Annotated in this window: 13 protein-coding genes; 3 read left to right on the top strand and 10 right to left on the bottom strand. The window is 40.1% G+C overall.

Features of this window, described 5'->3' with window-relative positions:
* Nucleotides 1-170: 170 nt before the first annotated feature.
* Nucleotides 171-1,316 carry an endo-1,4-beta-xylanase gene (locus AAEY68_RS08120; protein ID WP_350585791.1) on the bottom strand — a complete coding sequence of 382 codons (1,146 nt, stop codon included), beginning with the start codon at nucleotides 1,314-1,316 and terminating at the stop codon, nucleotides 171-173.
* A gap of 115 nt (nucleotides 1,317-1,431) precedes the next feature.
* On the opposite strand from AAEY68_RS08120, the gene AAEY68_RS08115 reads away from it, so the two are divergent.
* A complete protein-coding gene (locus AAEY68_RS08115; RefSeq protein ID WP_024611075.1) occupies nucleotides 1,432-2,406 on the top strand; it encodes an SMP-30/gluconolactonase/LRE family protein in 975 nt (324 codons plus the stop codon).
* A 153-nt stretch (nucleotides 2,407-2,559) separates the two neighbouring features.
* Here AAEY68_RS08115 and AAEY68_RS08110 read toward each other — a convergent pair whose 3' ends face one another.
* The 9 genes from AAEY68_RS08110 to AAEY68_RS08070 all read right to left on the bottom strand — a co-directional run bounded on the left by AAEY68_RS08110 (nucleotide 2,560) and on the right by AAEY68_RS08070 (nucleotide 14,977).
* On the bottom strand, nucleotides 2,560-3,840 hold the full coding sequence (locus tag AAEY68_RS08110) for a family 8 glycosyl hydrolase (RefSeq protein WP_350585790.1): 1,281 nt from the start codon (nucleotides 3,838-3,840) through the stop codon (nucleotides 2,560-2,562).
* A 213-nt stretch (nucleotides 3,841-4,053) separates the two neighbouring features.
* Nucleotides 4,054-4,881 (bottom strand): ThuA domain-containing protein, encoded by an 828-nt coding sequence (locus tag AAEY68_RS08105; protein WP_197118757.1) that lies wholly within the window; start codon nucleotides 4,879-4,881, stop codon nucleotides 4,054-4,056.
* A 7-nt stretch (nucleotides 4,882-4,888) separates the two neighbouring features.
* Nucleotides 4,889-5,620: a DUF6445 family protein gene (locus AAEY68_RS08100; RefSeq protein ID WP_350585789.1), complete on the bottom strand. Its 732-nt coding sequence runs from the start codon at nucleotides 5,618-5,620 to the stop codon at nucleotides 4,889-4,891.
* A 5-nt stretch (nucleotides 5,621-5,625) separates the two neighbouring features.
* Nucleotides 5,626-7,110 carry a tryptophan halogenase family protein gene (locus AAEY68_RS08095; RefSeq protein ID WP_350585788.1) on the bottom strand — a complete coding sequence of 495 codons (1,485 nt, stop codon included), beginning with the start codon at nucleotides 7,108-7,110 and terminating at the stop codon, nucleotides 5,626-5,628.
* A 22-nt stretch (nucleotides 7,111-7,132) separates the two neighbouring features.
* Nucleotides 7,133-8,143, bottom strand: a complete 1,011-nt coding sequence (locus AAEY68_RS08090) for a cupin-like domain-containing protein (protein ID WP_024593841.1) — start codon at nucleotides 8,141-8,143, stop codon at nucleotides 7,133-7,135.
* Nucleotides 8,144-8,153: 10 nt separating this feature from the next.
* Nucleotides 8,154-8,897 carry a SapC family protein gene (locus AAEY68_RS08085; protein ID WP_024593840.1) on the bottom strand — a complete coding sequence of 248 codons (744 nt, stop codon included), beginning with the start codon at nucleotides 8,895-8,897 and terminating at the stop codon, nucleotides 8,154-8,156.
* 177 nt (nucleotides 8,898-9,074) lie between these two features.
* Entirely contained in the window at nucleotides 9,075-12,104 is a 3,030-nt protein-coding gene (locus AAEY68_RS08080) for a TonB-dependent receptor (protein ID WP_024593839.1), read from the bottom strand.
* 387 nt (nucleotides 12,105-12,491) lie between these two features.
* Nucleotides 12,492-13,559 carry a glycoside hydrolase family 43 protein gene (locus tag AAEY68_RS08075; RefSeq protein WP_350585787.1) on the bottom strand — a complete coding sequence of 356 codons (1,068 nt, stop codon included), beginning with the start codon at nucleotides 13,557-13,559 and terminating at the stop codon, nucleotides 12,492-12,494.
* A gap of 62 nt (nucleotides 13,560-13,621) precedes the next feature.
* Nucleotides 13,622-14,977 (bottom strand): MFS transporter, encoded by a 1,356-nt coding sequence (locus AAEY68_RS08070; protein WP_165727802.1) that lies wholly within the window; start codon nucleotides 14,975-14,977, stop codon nucleotides 13,622-13,624.
* Between the two features lie 364 nt (nucleotides 14,978-15,341).
* Here AAEY68_RS08070 and AAEY68_RS08065 point away from each other — a divergent pair, with 364 nt between their 5' ends.
* Together AAEY68_RS08065 and AAEY68_RS08060 are read left to right on the top strand one after the other, a co-directional pair.
* Entirely contained in the window at nucleotides 15,342-16,070 is a 729-nt protein-coding gene (locus tag AAEY68_RS08065) for an NUDIX hydrolase (RefSeq protein ID WP_350585786.1), read from the top strand.
* Between the two features lie 271 nt (nucleotides 16,071-16,341).
* Complete coding sequence (locus AAEY68_RS08060) at nucleotides 16,342-17,832, top strand: SulP family inorganic anion transporter (protein WP_350585785.1); 1,491 nt, start codon at nucleotides 16,342-16,344, stop codon at nucleotides 17,830-17,832.
* Nucleotides 17,833-17,840: the final 8 nt, after the last annotated feature.

The following is a 17,840-nucleotide window of genomic DNA, read 5'->3' as shown; positions in this document are numbered from 1 at the left end:
ACTACATTAGTACCAAATACTATAACGTATTGCTAGTTATAAACTTTGAGCTCTTTTTGCTTATCATGATGCTTTAAAGTCACGGGGCACTTCTCATTCTTTTTTCTTTGTGAAAATTCAAAAAAAAGCCGAGTATTTAAAAATACTCGGCTTTGACTACATAATGCGGTTTACTGAACTACTTCAGCAATGGTTTTAATAACTGGCTTAGGGTTTAAATTACGATCCCATAATAATGGGTAGTTTGTTCTGTTTGGGATTGGGTAGTCGTTTTTCCACGACATACCATCGTGTAATCCCCAAAAGGTTACGCGGTCTATCTTGTCGCGTTTTGCGTAAAACAGTTCAAACAAGGCTTTATAACGGGCGTTTAATTGCGCCTCTACGTCGCTAGGTAAGCCATTTTTGTATGGGTCGAGGTAGGTTTCAAACTCTTCTAACTGAAACTGTGGTTTCATCATATCGGTGCCGGTAATCTGCCCTTCTTTTGTTAAAGGCAGCACGTCTATATCAAGCTCGGTGATCATCACTTTTATACCCAGCGCGGCGTATGCATCGATGGCTTGTTCAATATATTGCATTTTAGGAAAATTAAGCCCCCAGTGCGCTTGTATGCCAATGCCATCGATTCGAATACCTTCTTTTTGCAGCATTTTGATCATACGTATAATGCCGTCTCTTTTTTCTGGTCGCCATGCATTAAAGTCATTGTAGTAAAGCTCGGTATTAGGTGAATACTGCTGGGCGTATTTAAATGCGGCTTTTACCATAGTATCGCCATCACCTACGCGGTTAACCCACACAGTTGGGCGATAAGAGCCGTCATCAGCAATTACTTCGTTAACTACATCCCACGCATCTACTTTGTTTTTATAGCGCCCTGCTACAAGCTCTATGTGTTTGCGCATTTGCTCAAGCTGCTGTGCTGGGGTATTTGGCTCATTTTTGCTATTTGTAAAAAACCAGTCGGGCGTTTGGTTATGCCACACTAAGGTGTGAGCTACGGTAAACATATTATTTTGCTTGGCAAAATCTATAAACGCATCTGCACCACTAAAATCGACCTTACCTTTTTGCGGATAAATTACTTCAGCTTTCATAGCGTTTTCAAGGGTGACTGTATTAAATTGCTTAGCAATAATTGACTGCGCGGCTGCGTTTTTGCCTGTCACTATATCTTGATTTACAGCAACCCCCATTTTGAATGAGTCTGCAAAGGTGTTTTTAAGGGCTGGGGCTGGGTCTTGGCCTTGTGCAACGTTTACGCTTAAAGATCCTGCAAGTAAAAGCAGGCTGAGTGTGTGTTTTTTATGCATGTGTGTGCTCCGTTGAATCGTTATTATTTTCGATAAATATCATACAACGAAAAAAATAAATGATATAGTCAAAATGACCATTAATTATAAATTAAACAAACCTGAGTAAACGTCCATGCTAAAAACACACAAAAAAACGCTAAGCTTAGTTGTATTAATGCTCTGCTTTAATAAAGCAGCGCTGGCACAACAACCTGAAAATACACCTTTGTTAAACGCTGTAAACAGCCAAAGCAATGAGCAGTCACCATTAATAAAAGGCGTTAAGCCCACACTTGTTAGTGACGAGCTTTTGTTTTTAGAAGGGCCTACGTGGTCAAGCCAAGACAATGCGTTTTATTTTTCAGAAATGAACTTTGCTAGCTCGCAAGCACTTGGCCCTGATTCGACCATTTATAAATTAGTGCTGCCCAATACCCTCACCACTTATTTAAAACACAGTGGTACAAACGGCTTGTATGCCAAAGGGCAGAACCTCTATACGCTTAACCATAGTACGCAGTCGCTTTCTAAAATTAATATAAAAAGTAAAACTAATACCGTAATAGTTAGCGAGTTTGATGGGCTAAGCTTTAGCTCGCCAAACGATATGACTATGCATAAAAATGGCGATATATTTTTTACCGATCCTAACTGGCAAATAGGCGAACGCACTCAACAAATGCCTTATACTGGTGTGTATAAGTTAAGCAATACAGGCGTACTTAGTTTAATTGACGCTACTCTTGAAAAGCCCAACGGTGTTGCGCTCTCGCCCGATCAACGTACCCTTTATGTTGGCGACTTTAGCAACCGCGTAAGCAAATACACTATCGATGAAAACGGTGATATTTCACCGCGCGAAGACTTTATTAAAGTAACCTCGCCCGATGGTATAAAAGTAGACTCTGCTGGCAATATTTACGTTAGCAGCCACAAAGAAGGCGTTATTAATATTTACACGCCAAGCGGCTTACTTATCGATAAAATTGAACTGGGCCCTAATGTAACCAACCTTGCGTTTGGTGGTAAAAATCGCAAAACATTATTAATAACCACCGCTAAGGGCTTGTTTACGCTTGATGTAAAAGTAGCGGGTTTGGCTAATTAGCTAAATTAGTTAAGTAACTTATTAAAGGGAAAGTTAAGCTCACTCGTTAAGCACAAAAACCGGTGTAACTTGGTTACACCGGTTTTTTATTATTTAAGTTTTTGCTGCCTAAGCTTTTGCTACTTAGATTTTTGCTACTTAGGCACCGTTATTTTAATTAAACGTGTTGTTATAAAACTTAAAATTGCCCGATACATGCAGCATAGCTAACATATATAACGAACCATTATAGTAACGGTAGTCACCCGTTGGTTGCGATAAAGACCAAAATTCGTTAAAAAACTCATTTGCTTGCCCAGCGTTTGTTGAAGCAAGTAACGCTACTGCATTCGCGGCTTTTTGACCTTCGCCTGCACAGCCTTTGTTTTGCGCTCCACCGTATGAATACACTTGCTCGTAACAGTTATTACTGTTGTTAGTTTTTGCATAACTTAAAAAGCCCAGTGCTTTATTTACTGCGCTTTTATGCCACGCTTGAGCACCCATTAAATGCGCGTCTAAACCCACATTCATAATTACGCGCCATGCATCAAATTCATACCATTGACCTGGGTTTGCTTGGTCGTTAAAAATGTAGCCAATAACAGGGCTGCCATCTAAGCGCGATAAAAATGTAGGTAAGTTCCAATGCGGGCTACCACTTACTTTTGTAAAATGGTTTTTAAGTAAGGTTCTACTTTTTGTGGCTACTTGACGCCAGTAATTTTTGTCTGCTTGGTTAGTTACGTTATTTGCAAAATAGTCATAAAACGCAGGTATGTGATAAGAAGGGTCTGTTAGGTTATCAATGTAAGGCGAAAAGCGGATTATTTGGTTTTCCATCAGCTTATTTTTAATTGTGTTTAACATGGTAATGGCATCGTTGTAGTAGTTAAACTCACCCGAATTCCCCCAACGAGCAGAGGCATTAAGTAGTGCAAACGCAAAGTATTCTTCGCCATCGGGAGCGGGGCCCTCATCTACTTTATAAACAAAACCGTTTTGATTAAGCTTTAGTTTCCACGCGTAAACGCCTTGTTTTTTTACATCAGGGTGATTGTCTGGATTTTTTTGATACGCTTTAGCAAAGCGCCATAGGTTATCAAATTCTTCTTGCTTGTAGAGCATAACAGCGGCGGTCATTCCCCACGATTGCCCTTCTGTTCTTATATCGTCGCCTTCGTCTGGGTTAATTGCTTTTATGTAGTGTGCTTTATAAACACCGTTTTCGGTGTACGGGTAGTAAAGTTGTTGAGTGTTGTTATAGCCAAACATATTGTCAAAAGTACTATTCACCTTTTGCTGTATATTTGTTTTACCCATTTCTTGTGCGAGGTTACGGTATGTCCCTGAACTGTCGGCGCCTACACTCGATGGGTTATTATTAAATGCAGCAAGTGATTGATAGCTTATTAGTGTTAACAATAAAGTTGTTATTTTAAAAAATACTTTCATGTTTATCCTCTTTATTTGAATTATATCAGCGTGCAAATTTAATATAGTCTTCTTGACCATTTGATCAAGCAATTCTCAAAATTATTTGTTTATTTTATAAACTAAGTGAAATGAGTGAGGTGTTTAAACAGTGCCTAAAATGCAAAAGGCCGCTTAAAAAAGCGGCCTTGAACGATGTAAATAAAACTAAAAAGTACATTTATGAGTTATTCATTAATTACTGCTTTTTAACCCTTTACCTGTTGCAGCCCAATAAATACCGCCATAAATATGTTCGGTTAAAAACTCACTGCTATACACCGCATTAGTATGCCCAAGAGCGGTATAAAATGAGCGGCCGCCATCGTAATTGTGATGCCACGAAATAGGATGAAACGATCCCATGCCTGAGCCTGTTTTGTTATTACCCCAATCGGCAGTTGGGTTGTAAGTTTGCTCATCAACCGTGAGTAAGTAGTTTAACTTAGTAAGCTCTGGCCCAAACTCGTACCACTCGTCAGTCCAAAGCATTTCCTGCGGCATATGGTTTAAGCCTATAAAGTTAGTATTAGGCACTTTGCTTAATACACCGGTTTGAATAACAGGATGAATGTTAAAGGTGCGCCCCACCAGCTTTTGATACCACGGCCAATCGTATTCGGTGTCTGATGCGCTATGAATACCCACAAAGCCTTTACCTGCTTTTACAAATCGCTCAAGCGCGGCTTGCTCTTTTGGGTTTAAAATATCGCCTGTGGTTGATAAAAACACTACTACATCAACATTTTTTAAGTAGTCGTCGTTAAAATAATGGCTTTCTTCGTGCCAAATTAAATTAAAAAAGTGCTTATCGGCTAAGCGTTCTAGCGCTTTAACGCCTTCGGTTTGCGACTTATGGTGCCACCCTGCAGTTTTTGTAAATAGCAGTACATTAAATTGCTTTTTAGGGAGAGTATCAAACCCTGTAGCATGACTTTTTTGCACTGTTGCCGTACTCAGCGCCAATACAAAAAAGCTTAATAGCCAACCTTTATATGCGAATCTAGGTAAAGAAAAAAACATAGTATTCCTATTTAAAATGAACAAACATATTGGCCGTTAGCCGCCCTGTTTGTGGACACGGTGAAATATCGGTAGCCGTATTAAGCAAACTTGTATGCAGCAAATACCCAGGAAACACAATAAGCCTATTTGGCTTATATTCTATGTGCTTATAGCATTCAAACTCACTGTGCTGTGGGGTGCAATAACTAGGTTTTGTGTTACTGCACTCAAGGATGTGTTGAGCATGCGTTAAATACGTGTTTTTGCGCTTTGTGCTTATTGTTTCAAACCCTGTTTTTTTATGCCTAAAGAACCCCGTTCCGCCGTGCGCTCCCTCCCCAAGGTAATGAATAATCGCAATTAAGTTAGGATCGTTTGTATCAAAGTGTGGCAAGGTTTGTATTGGTGATAGCTGCTGCTCCGTTTTAGTAATTAACGATAAGGTATTATCTTTTGGGTATGGGGTAAGTGTTTGCCCAATATTAAATACGTTATAAAACCCCTGTATAAGCGGTTTTAAATAATCAACCACACATTGCTTTGGCAGCGGCATGCGTAAACCTGGGTATTGAGTGAGTTCGTCGGGTTTAAACTCTCCCTGATTTTGCGCATGATTTTCATCACTTTCATCAGCACTTTGCGCTAATTTTATAAGTTTTTGCGGCTCACTAAGGTAGTCGTCAATTATAATAATTGGCGTTTGCTCTTGCCCTATAAACTCATATTGCGGCTGTAAGTTATTGCCAAGTGTTAGCATAAAACTTACTTAGCCTTGCAATAATGATTAATAAAATCAATGTGGCTCGGTAAGCTATTTGCCTTTTTAGCTGCATGATTTTTTATTGATTCTAAAAATCGCTTTAACTCATCATCGCTCATGCTATCAACAATTGGGTGATAATTTTGCGGCACTAGCCCTTGCCCTAACATCACTTGTAACCACGAGGCTTCACCAAATAACTCTTGCTCTACTTTATAAACATGCCCACTTTGCTTAAATAGCTCAATGCGTTTGGCAAGCGACTCTGGAATTGGCATGTTTTTACAGTAACGCCAAAAGTCGCTGTCGGTGCGCTGTGTTACATGGTAATGCAGCACAATAAAGTCGCGAATGTTTTCGGCCTCAAAGCGCATTTTGTTATTAAAGTCATCTTGATAGCACGACTCGATTGCTTTGGTTGGCATGTTTTGCATTAATCTAATAATGCTTTGCTGAATTAAATGAATACTGGTTGATTCAAGCGGCTCAATAAAACCACTTGCCAAGCCAATTGCCACACAGTTTTTGTTCCAATGTTTACGCCGCGTACCAGTGCGGTATTTAATAACACGCGGCTCATTAATCGGTTTGCCTTCTACGTTATTTAGGAGCGCTGTTTTGGCCTCATCATCGCTCATGTATTTACTACAAAACACTAAGCCATTCCCACGACGGCTTTGCAGCGGTATTTGCCACTGCCAACCACATTTATGTGCCATTGCACGCGTATATGGCACTATTGGGCTTACTAATTCGGTTTGTACTGCTACTGCGCTGTCGCACGGGAGCCAATGGCTCCAATCTTCGTATCCGGTGTGTAGCGCTTGCTCTATTAATAAACCTTTAAAGCCGGTGCAATCTATAAATAAATCACCCTCAATAATTTGCCCGTCACCTAAAGTAAGCGATTTTATAAAGCCATTAGTGGGCTCTAAGTTAACTTTGCTTATCATGCCTTCTATACGTTTAGCGCCGTTTTGCTGTGCAAAATTTCGTAAAAACTTAGCGTACAAACCGGCATCTAACTGATAAGCATGGTTACGGTCTTGATTCGGCACTACGGCAAATTTACCCAAGCGACTTGCTACGTGCTCTGTGCAATAATCACCAATATCGGCTGCTACACCTTGTTGCATACCTTTTAGCCAAAAGTGCTGAAAACCTGCAGCCCAACAGCCTTGCCCCACATAACCAAATGAGTGAAAGTAGCTTTGCTGGTTTTGTTTCCAACCCTCAAACGATATGCCTAATTTAAACGTGGCATTAGTGGCTGCCATAAATTCTGATTCGCTAATTTTTAGTAAATCATGAAATATATGCAGCGTAGGAATAGTTGATTCCCCGACCCCTACGGTAGGTATTAAATCGGATTCAACCAAGCATATTTCAATATTTTTACCTAGCAGCTTTGCCATTGCAGCGCTGCACATCCAACCGGCGGTGCCGCCACCTGCTATTACTATTTTTTTAATTGCATTTTGATTCATATTTCAAACCTTACAAGTACGCTTAGCGTCTTAATTTATTTTGTAATTCGGCTCTTAATTTACGCGCTGTAAGCTCATCCATTGGCTTTGCTAAAATAGACTGTGCAGGCGTTGATATGTGGGTAAATTCGTTATCGGCAAATACGTAGTAATTAAACAAACGTTGCCATGCTGCGCGCTCATGCTTTGGTAAATTACGTATGTTTAAAATAGCAAGGTGCAACGCATTAGTAGGCTGCCCATACACCGCAGGCGTATTTTTAAACCAATAATTAAACAGTATATTTAAACTGCCAAGCCCCTCTACTTGGTGCCACCACATGCTGGGCAATATAAGGGCATCGCCTGCTTCAAGATCAACGGTAATTGCCGCTTTTATTGCCTGCTCAAACTTAGGGTATTGCGTGAAGTTGGGCGCAGTTGTGGTGGTTAAGCTTATTGGCTGCCCACCGGGTGCTTTATCAAGCGGGCCTATATATAAATTATCTATTTGATCGGGGGCAAATAAAGTAAAACGCCTTTTACCTGCAACGCAACATGCTAAATTTTGTGCTACGTCGTAATGTGCTGGTACGGTAACCTTTCCGCCTGCCCATACATTAAATAAACAGCCTTCGTTTAATGCGTTAACTTGGCAGTGATTAACCAAACCAGGTAAGCACTGTGCAATGTTAGTAGAGCCAATGTATAAAGTGTCGGCTTGCGGGTTATTTGCAGTTTGCGTTATTTGCTCAAGCGCATTAATAAATGCCGCTTGCTGATTAGTAAAATTAAAACCACTCATATCGGGGTTATACCCTACAACCCCATTTTGACTAGCGGGTATTGTGCAAGTGTTAACTAAAAAACCTTCGTAAAACGGCGTTAAATAATCAATCGCTGCACTGTCTGACTTTTTGGCGGCAATAACGAGGGGCCAATCGCTTACAAACCCTTTTAGTACAATAGGCACAGGCGAGTTTAAAAGCTCCTTGGGTAACGTACTGGGAGTTAAGCCACTCAGGGTTTGAATATTATTTGCTAAATTTTCCATAGCTAATTACTTATACAGCGTGCTTTTGTAGCATAAGTTGCTCGTTTTTAAGCGCCACTAAATCACGCACATGTACTTGCGATGCAATGATCATGTATATACACGCTAAATACCCTTGTGAGTGAAGCTGCGCAATTGCCTCGCTACTTAGCTGGTTAAGCGAGTCTTCGTTTATGGTATAAAAACCGAGTAAGTTATGTTTAAGCCCGTTTACTAAATCAAGCTCTAGCGATACTGATTCAAGCAAACCATGTTTAATTAAGGTTTTAATAAAGGGCTGGTTTTGTTCTAACCCATGATGCAGGTTGTCGAGCACGTTTATGATGTTTTCGAGGTAATCGCTATTCCCGCCGTGTTCTAAAAATAAGTTAATACCCTGCTTTGTTGACACTTTTGGCGAGTCTAAATCAATACTTAACATGCGCTCTTGCGTTGCCACACCGTTTTGCATTGTATTTTGAGTCGCTATAGCAAAAGGCAGTCGCTGCATACTCAGTGGAATATAGTGTGCTTGCCATTGCTGGTTTACTAAAAATAAGTTTTCGTCTTTATTTATGCCGTACAAACACACCGGCGAAAATGTATTTGTTGTATCGTCTTTGGTAAAAAATATTGGGTAATGTGCTTGAGCGACTCTAAATTCGCTCACAAATGTTTCGCTATACCAAACCCCGTCACCTAGGTGTGTGCTGCGTGCAGGGTTTATTTTTAAATGCTGATGTTCAACATTATTTAATAATGCATGATTGGCCATGGATTGTGTGCTCCAATTGTTGTTGTGTGCCTTTACCTACTACTACAAATAAAATGTAACAAATAAGTTAAATTCATATTGACTATAACAGCTGGGTATTATTATTACTAGGTTAATTTAGGCAAATAAAAAAGCCGCAAAATGCGGCTTTTATAAGGTTGCTACAAGGGTGATTTATTAAAAATTATAACGGACACCTAAACCGTAACGAGAGCCTGTTTGAGTGATGTTATAAATCAACTGTTGCTTACGCCCGTACGATGTTACGTACTCGTCAGTAATGTTTATACCTTCAATAAATACGGTAAGTCCCTCTACTGCGGGTACTTCGTAACTTACGTTAAAGTCTATTTGGTAATACTCATCAGTGTAAATTGGTGCGGTTAAATCGCCATTTACACGACGCTCATTTAAAAACGAGTCGCGCCAGTTATACGCAATACGTGCTTGTAAGCCTTCTTTATCATAAAAGAACACCACGTTTGCAGTATCACTTAACCCAACGAGTGCTTCTGTATCCTCTAGCGAGTCGTTGTCGTATTCAAGACCCGAGTCAACCATGGTGTAGTTAAAAATACCGCCAAAGCCTGACTCACCAAATAAGTGCTGAATATTAAATTCAAAGCCATCAATGGTGTATTCTTGGTCGCCATTTACAGGCACGTTTATTCTAAAGTTAATTGGATCATCTGAGTCTGGGTCACCAACAATTGTGCCGCCGTCTAACTCACCATCTTCATCAAATTTAGGTTGCACATTTGGATCATCAGCAAAGTTTTCAAATATATAGGTTCTGATATCTTCGTTAGATGCATTACCACCTAGAGCACTTGATGCAGCTCTAAATTTTTCACCATTTAATGGATCCGCTAAGTTAAATATATTTGAGTCGATAGTACCTGTAGTAATCCAATTTGTTACGTCTTTTTTAAAGTAACCAAACGAAATATAGCTACCTTCGCCGTAATACCATTCACTTGATAAGTCGTAGTTAATTGATTCAAGCGGTTTAAGTCCTGGGTTACCAGAGCCACCCGAATAACCACTTAAGCTACCGCCGGTATTAATAGTTGTACCGCCTTGCAGTTGACCATAACCCGCTCTTGAAATAGTTTTGCTCGCTGCTGCGCGAATCATTACATCTTCAACAACTTCAATATTAAAGTTAATATTTGGCAGGAACTGGCTGTAATCTGCAGATTGGCTTAGCGTTTCAATACCGGTAACACCGGTTACTGATGTAGCTGTATCTTCGTTCCACTCTACGCGGCTGTAACCGGGTGCGGTTGCTTTAGAAAATACGTCTGTTTTTTCGTAGCGTAAGCCAATTTGCAGGTCGAAGAACATGCCACTCAATTCACCTTTGTAATTTACTTGTGCAAAAGCAGACTGCGTTTTTTCTTCAGTAAAGCGGTTTGTTGCTGCATCCCAGTCGGTTGAGGCACAAAATTGTCCTTCGCCGTTTGGTCCTGCTGCTGCGCCGTCGGCTGCTTTACAATCACCATAAAGGTTATCTACGTTAGCAATAGGATCTGCGTACTCTGCTGCATTTACAATCGCATCAAAGTCGGCAAAAAAGATTGTATTAAATAAATCGTATTCGCCTTGTGTTGCAGTGCCTTCAAAGTTGCCCGCCTTAGCTTGAAACTTATCTAAAATAGTATCTTGGCGCCAATCAATATCAGCAAAGTCACCCTCAACACCAACACCACCCCAATCTGGGCGCTGTACTTGTGTATGACGGTAATGGTTATTTACTTTATTAACCGCAACACCAAAGTCAATGCTTAGGTTGTCGTCAATGTAGTAGTCGCCCGAAATTTGCGTTTGATCGATTTCTGAATCGTATTTATCATTTGCAAACCAGCTACCCGATAAACGCATAGTACTTGGGTTAAAGTTTTCAATATTACCAATAGCAATACCTGGTAAGTCGCCTGTTAAATCAAGCCCTGAGCGCGAACGTGTGTACGACGGTAACTGAATATTATTACGTGTACCGTGGCGTGGATCAGTTGCTTTCATTGATGCTTTTGAACTGTGGTGATCAAATTCTAGGTTAAGCTGATCAGACACCGCCCATTCTAGATTAAAGCCTAATGAATCTGTTTTTTCTTCGCGACCCCAAGAACCTACCGTAAGCGACGTATCGCGGTAATCGGCATCACTTTGAATGTCATAAATTTCTGAGTAAATGAGTGGGTACGCGTTAGGCTCGCCCGCCCAAACAGATTCACTTCTGTCGCCAGCGTAGTTAAACCAAACTGAGGCATCAGTGTGCTGCTCTTCAACGGTTGTTTTAAAGCCCGTGTAATCAAGGGTTGCTGTAATATTTTCAACAGGTTGATATTGAAATACCAACTGACCATTTACACGTTCACGTTGACGCTCTTCAAACACATAACGTGGTTGTTGCGGGTTTGAGTAAATGCCTGATGTAGGTCTGTTTGTTCCGCCTTCTGCGCCTGCAGGTACGCCGCCCCATCCTGTATTTGTGTAATCAGATGCTCTGTAGCCTTGATCTTGAATAAACTGCTGCATACCGCTTTCACGGTCTTGGTAGCTACCTGAAATCGAAATACCAAACTTGTCATCCCCAAATGTTTGCGAATATAAACCGCTTACCTCTGGTGTAATGCTACCCTCGTCGGTTGATTGATCGTCTACAGCTTTTACGCCAAACGATGCTTTTATACCTGGGCTATTTAAAGGTCTGTTTGTTGTTAAGTTTATAGTTGCGCCAATGCCACCTGAGGTAACACTTGCGTCTGATGTTTTATAAACTTGCACGCCCGATACGCTTTCAGATGCGACATTTGCAAAATCAAATGTACGGTCACCTGTTGTGTTTGGAAGTTGGCGGCCATTAATAGTAATTAAGTTATTAGCAGGTCCAAATCCACGTACTGTCACGCGGCTACCTTCACCGCCCGCTCTATCTATTGATACGCCGGTAATACGTTGTAGCGATTCAGCAAGATTGGTATCAGGAAATTTCCCCATATCCTCAGCCGAAATAGCATCGACAATACCAGAAGAATCGCGTTTAACATCCATAGAGCGCTGCAATGAACCTCTAATGCCTGTTACTTGTATTATTTCTACATCTTCGTCAACAATGGTTTCTGCAGCGTAGCTTTGGTGAGGAAGCGTAACGGTACCCATTGCAGCGAGTATGGCTGTTGAAATTATCTTTTTCTTAAACATCATGATGCCTTTTTCTTATTTAATTATTATTGACGTACTGCAAGACTTTAAGAATTACTCGAAACATAATTGTAAACTATTTGTTTCATTTTACGGTCAATAAATAATTATTGTGTGTGTATGTTTTAAACGTTTTACAAAGACCACAACCAGTTTTAAACATGTGCTACTTAACTAAAAACCATTAGATAACAGCACGTTTATGCTAATTCTTTGTGCTAATTTTTTGCTTTAAAATATTTTCATTTTGTCATATGTCCTCAGCTTCCTCTTATTTAGACCATTAATAAAATAAATTAATGGTCATATTGACTATATCTTTTTTGTGCAAATAAAAGCTGTAGCGGTGCTTACGCAGATAATTTGCATTGTTTATAACTATTTTTGTTAAGCGTGTTCATATGGGCTTATTGTTTGAATTTTTCCGTTTGAGTCGTGTTCGAGCTTAGCCATTTTCATACTACGTAAATGGGTTTGCCCGCCCGACAACGTACTGTCGTGATAAAATAAAAACCAACCATCATTGTGCTTAACAATTGAGTGATGCGTGGTCCAACCAAGTACTGGGTTTAAAATAACGCCCTGATAGGTAAATGGTCCGTATGGATTATCGCCCGTTGCGTATACAATTTTGTGTGTATCGCCCGTTGAGTACGAAAAGTAATAAACACCGTTGTGTTTGTGTACCCAAGGGCCTTCAAAAAAGCGGCGGTTATTATCGCACACTGTAATTGGCGAGCCGCTTTCATCTAGTACAAAAACCTCTTTTACGTCTTCGCTTAGGCTGATCATATCTTCAGATAATTTTGCAACACGCGCAGGGATTGCAGGTTCACCATTTTTTGGATACGTGCTTTGTTCATTAAATTCGCTGGTTTGCCAATTTTGTAATTGGCCGCCCCACAAACCGCCAAAATATAAATAATGGCTTGAGTCGTTATCTTCAAATACAGCCGGATCGATACTAAACGTGCCTTGAATGTAATCGTCTTCGGCTTTAAATGGACCTGTTGGACTGTCACTTTTTGCAACGCCAATTCTAAAAATACCTTGCTGATCGCGCGCCGGAAAATAAAGGTAATACTGACCAAGTTTATGCGCAGCATCGGGTGCCCACATTTGCTTACTTGCCCATTTTACGTCGTCTACACAAAGTGCTACGCCATGGTCTATGGCTTTGCCTGAGCTTTCGTCAAGCGAAAACACATGGTAGTCGCGCATTGCAAAGTGGTCGCCGTTATCATTAATTTCATTTTTTGATTCAATGTCATGCGATGGATAAATATACACTTTGCCATTAAACACATGCGCAGAAGGATCGGCGGTATACATGTGATCAACTAATACATTGTGATTTTGTATTAACGAGTTGGCTCGTTGTAAGTCTTTTAACTGTTTAAGTTCAGCGTCACTTAATCCATTAGATGGGGGTGCTGCTTGCGCTGTATTTTGCATTTTTACTCCTAGTATTGCCTGCCCAATTTACACTTTTAAAAGGTGAAAAATGGACTGCTAAATTAGTTTATGGTTTTGTTATCAGCCAGCTTCGTTTGAATGCGCTTTACTTCAGGCTCGGTAAGTTTGTAACGTGTTATAAAAATTAAACATGCCACGGTACAAATTACTGGAATACCAGCAAAGGCGAGTAAAATGCCTGATAACGTGTGTTCTGATTGCTCTTGATTTGGTACGTAGGCGTACCCTGATAATATCCAGCCTGCAATAGCACCGCCAATTGCAAAGCCTAGTTTTATTGCTAATAAATGACCCGAAAACGTAACTGCCGTTAATCTGCGGCCAATTTTTAATGCGCCGTAGTCAACCGTATCTGCCACCATCGAAAACATAATTGGGGTAATAATCATGTGGGCAAAGTTAGCAATAAAGTACACAATAAAAATGGTTACGATTGCGTCGCTCTCAAGTACGTAAAACATGCTGTGAGAAATAATTACGACCACTAAAGCGACAATGAAAAGTGTTTTCTTTTCAATAAATTTGGTTAAAAAGTTGGTAGATATAGCGCCCAATACTGAGCCAATTGCTGAGAGTGTTAAAAAGTTAGAAGTAAGCGAGGCTTCCCCTACGTAGTATTTAATATAATGCGGCGCTACTGAGGCTCTAACGCCAATTAAGATTAAAGTTGCTAGGCTTATAACGGCTATAACAACCCATTGATCGTTTTTAAATAGGCTTAAAAACTCAAGAAAGGCATTCTTTTTACTTTGCGCGGGTTTAACTTGTTTGGTTTCTTTAGTCATTTTAAAACACAGTAAAAAACACGCTGCGGCAAGTCCGCCTAAAAACACCATTGCTAGCGGGTAACCTACTACATCGTTGCCGTCGCCAAAAAAGGCAACCAGCTTAGGCAGTGCCCATACAATTACAAGCAGTGCTGCCATTGCCATTGCAAATCGGTATGACTGTAGCGATGCGCGCTCTTTAGGATCGTTTGTCATTACTGCGCCAAGTGCACCGTACGGTATATTAATGGCGGTATAACACGTCATTAATAGCCCGTAAGTTAAGTAGGCATATATAAGCTTGCCCGTAGAATCAAAATCGGGGGTTATAAATGCTAAGCAAGCAAACACACCGTACGGAACAGCTAAAAATAATATGTAAGGGCGGTAAGAACCCCAACGGCTGCGCGTTCTATCGGCAATGCTGCCCATTATTGGATCGGTAATACCATCAAATAAACGAACCGCTAAAAGTAGCGTACCCGCAGCAGCTGCAGATAAACCGTAAACATCGGTATAAAATATCAACATAAAGTTAGCGACCATTTGAAATACAATATTACTGGCTGTATCACCTAGGCCGTACCCTATTTTTTCTTTAATTGTGAGTGTGTGTTTTGTGTTGTTCATGTGTGCTCAATTTTCAATGCAAATCGATATAGTCAAAAATACTATATGCATTTTTAGCGCATGTAAACATTTATGTTACATTTTTAATCAACTGGTAATTTATTTAATACATGACGCTAATTTGGCGTTAAATTTACTAACATACAAAGGTATTATTCGTTCAATAAAAAACCAATGCCAAACCAAAGTCGAATATCGGCGTTAATGCGTAAAAATAGGGACAGTGTATAAAGTGATTAATTAAATAGATGTGATTGTTTTAGATAGGATTTATAAATGTTTTTTATTTGCGCTTTAAGCGCCTTTTATATACTCTTAATAGTCTTTATAACAATATGTATGTATAGCATTGGCTGAGTAATTTATGCACCATAAAACATCAAATATTTCTAACAACATCGACGAAGAATCGATTCCTGATGACTGCATTAGTAATCTAACCGTAGATAATATTGTATTTGCTATTCATGAAGGTAAGTTAAAAGTGCTGCTGGTTAAATATAATCGCGGTCTTGCAACAAGCCAATGGGGTTTAATTGGTCATTGGGTTCGTAAAGACGAAAACTTAGACCTTGCAGCTCTGCGTGTTGTTAAAAGTACCACCGGTGTTGAAAACCTTTATTTAGATCAGTTAGGTGCATTTGGTAACGTAGACCGCTACCCCGCTAGGCGTATTATTACTATTGTTTACTACTCGCTCGTGCGCTTTGAAGAAACCAATCTTGTGAGTGGCGATAACGCTGTAGAGTGTGAATGGTTTGATGTAAATAACGTACCGGCTTTAATGTTTGACCACGCCGACATTTTAAAAAGTGGCCTTGATTACTTACGTTATAAAGTAAGGCACGAGCCTATCGGTTTTAGCTTACTCCCAGAAAAATTCACCCTGCTTGAGCTACAAGGAATTTACGAGTCGATTTTAAATAAGTCACTCGATAAGCCTAACTTCAGACGTAAGTTTCAAAAAATGAACTTATTAATAAACTGCAAAGAAAAACAAACCAACGTAGCCCACAGAGCTGCTACTTTGTACCGTTTTGATATAAACGTATATGAAAAATTAAGAGAGTTTGGTTTTACATTCGAGTTTTAAATATTCAAAAACATTATTGGATTAAAGTTTGGTCTTTAAGGCCAAACAGCATATTGCTAATATATATGTGATACCTTTAATTCGTTCCCATTATCAATATACACTAATCAAAAAGGAGCTTTTTACTTGAAACTTACGCCGCCCTAGGCAACCACTTCCTTTTTCATCAGCACGTTGCGTGCAACCTTAATCGCCATCTGCGCGAGAATCATTGTTATTTAAATAAAATACTCCCCTATACTTTGGGAAACTAACTAATTAGGTTTATTACATGTTTGATCACGTAAAAAGAGATTGGCTCTCTAATGTTCGTGGTGATGTGCTTGCTGGTATTGTTGTGGCGCTTGCCCTAATACCGGAAGCTATTGCCTTTTCTATTATTGCGGGTGTTGATCCAAAAGTGGGTTTATACGCCTCATTTTGTATCGCCGTTATTATTGCCTTTGTAGGCGGACGCCCTGGCATGATATCGGCGGCTACCGGTGCAATGGCGCTATTAATGGTAACGCTGGTTAAAGATCATGGTCTGGAATATCTACTGGTTGCCACCTTACTTACCGGTGTACTGCAAATATTTGCAGGCTTTTTAAAGCTCGGTGAGTTAATGCGGTTTGTATCGCGCTCTGTTGTTACGGGGTTTGTAAACGCACTGGCGATTTTAATATTTATGGCGCAGTTACCTGAGCTGACCAATGTTACTTGGCATGTTTATGCGATGACCGCAGCGGGCCTAGGTATTATTTACTTATTTCCGTATATTCCAACTATTGGCAAAATACTCCCCTCTCCTTTAGTGTGTATTGTTGTTATTACGCTGGTTTCACTGTTTTTAGGGCTTGATATAAGAACCGTTGGTGACATGGGCGAACTGCCAGACACCCTGCCTATATTTTTATGGCCAGATGTACCGCTAACACTCGAAACGCTGCAAATTGTATTACCCTATTCAATTGGTCTTGCGGTTGTGGGCTTACTTGAATCAATGATGACCGCCACTATTGTTGATGACTTAACCGATACAACGAGCGATCGTAATAAAGAGTGTAAAGGTCAAGGTATTGCCAATATTGGCGCAGGTTTATTTGGTGGTATGGCGGGTTGCGCCATGATTGGACAGTCAATCATTAACGTTAAATCGGGCGGTCGTGGACGACTTTCAACCTTTATTGCTGGTTTATTTTTAATCATCATGGTGGTGTTTTTAGATGAGTGGCTGCGTTTAATTCCTATGGCGGCATTAGTTGCAGTAATGATTATGGTGTCGATTGGTACGTTTTCGTGGACATCCGTTAAAGATTTAAAAAAGAACCCGCTTTCGTCAAACGTAGTGATGATTTCCACGGTTATTGTGGTTGTTGCCACGCATAATCTAGCCATTGGTGTTTTAGTTGGCGTGTTGTTAGCTACGTTGTTTTTTGCGAACAAAATTGGTCGCTTTATGGTTGTTACAACTAAGCACGATGAAACTAAAAACCTAGTAACTTATGAAGTTGTAGGCCAGGTGTTTTTTGCCTCAGCAGAGCAATTTATAGCGTCGTTCGATTTTAAAAATGCGGTTTCTAACGTAGTAATTGATTTAACCCATGCCCATTTTTGGGATATAACCGGTGTATCATCACTCGACAAGGTGGTTATTAAATTTAGACGCGAAGGCGCAACAGTTAATATTGTTGGTATGAATAGCGCAACCGAAACAGTTGTTGATAAGTTTGGCGTACATAACGACCCTAAAGAAGTCGATAAACTACTTGGCGGTCATTAAGGAGAATG

Source organism: Pseudoalteromonas sp. RB2-MNA-CIBAN-0110, assembly GCF_040309305.1.
In the GTDB taxonomy this organism is placed as follows: domain Bacteria; phylum Pseudomonadota; class Gammaproteobacteria; order Enterobacterales; family Alteromonadaceae; genus Pseudoalteromonas; species Pseudoalteromonas arctica.
This window is presented reverse-complemented; position numbering and strand designations above follow the sequence as displayed.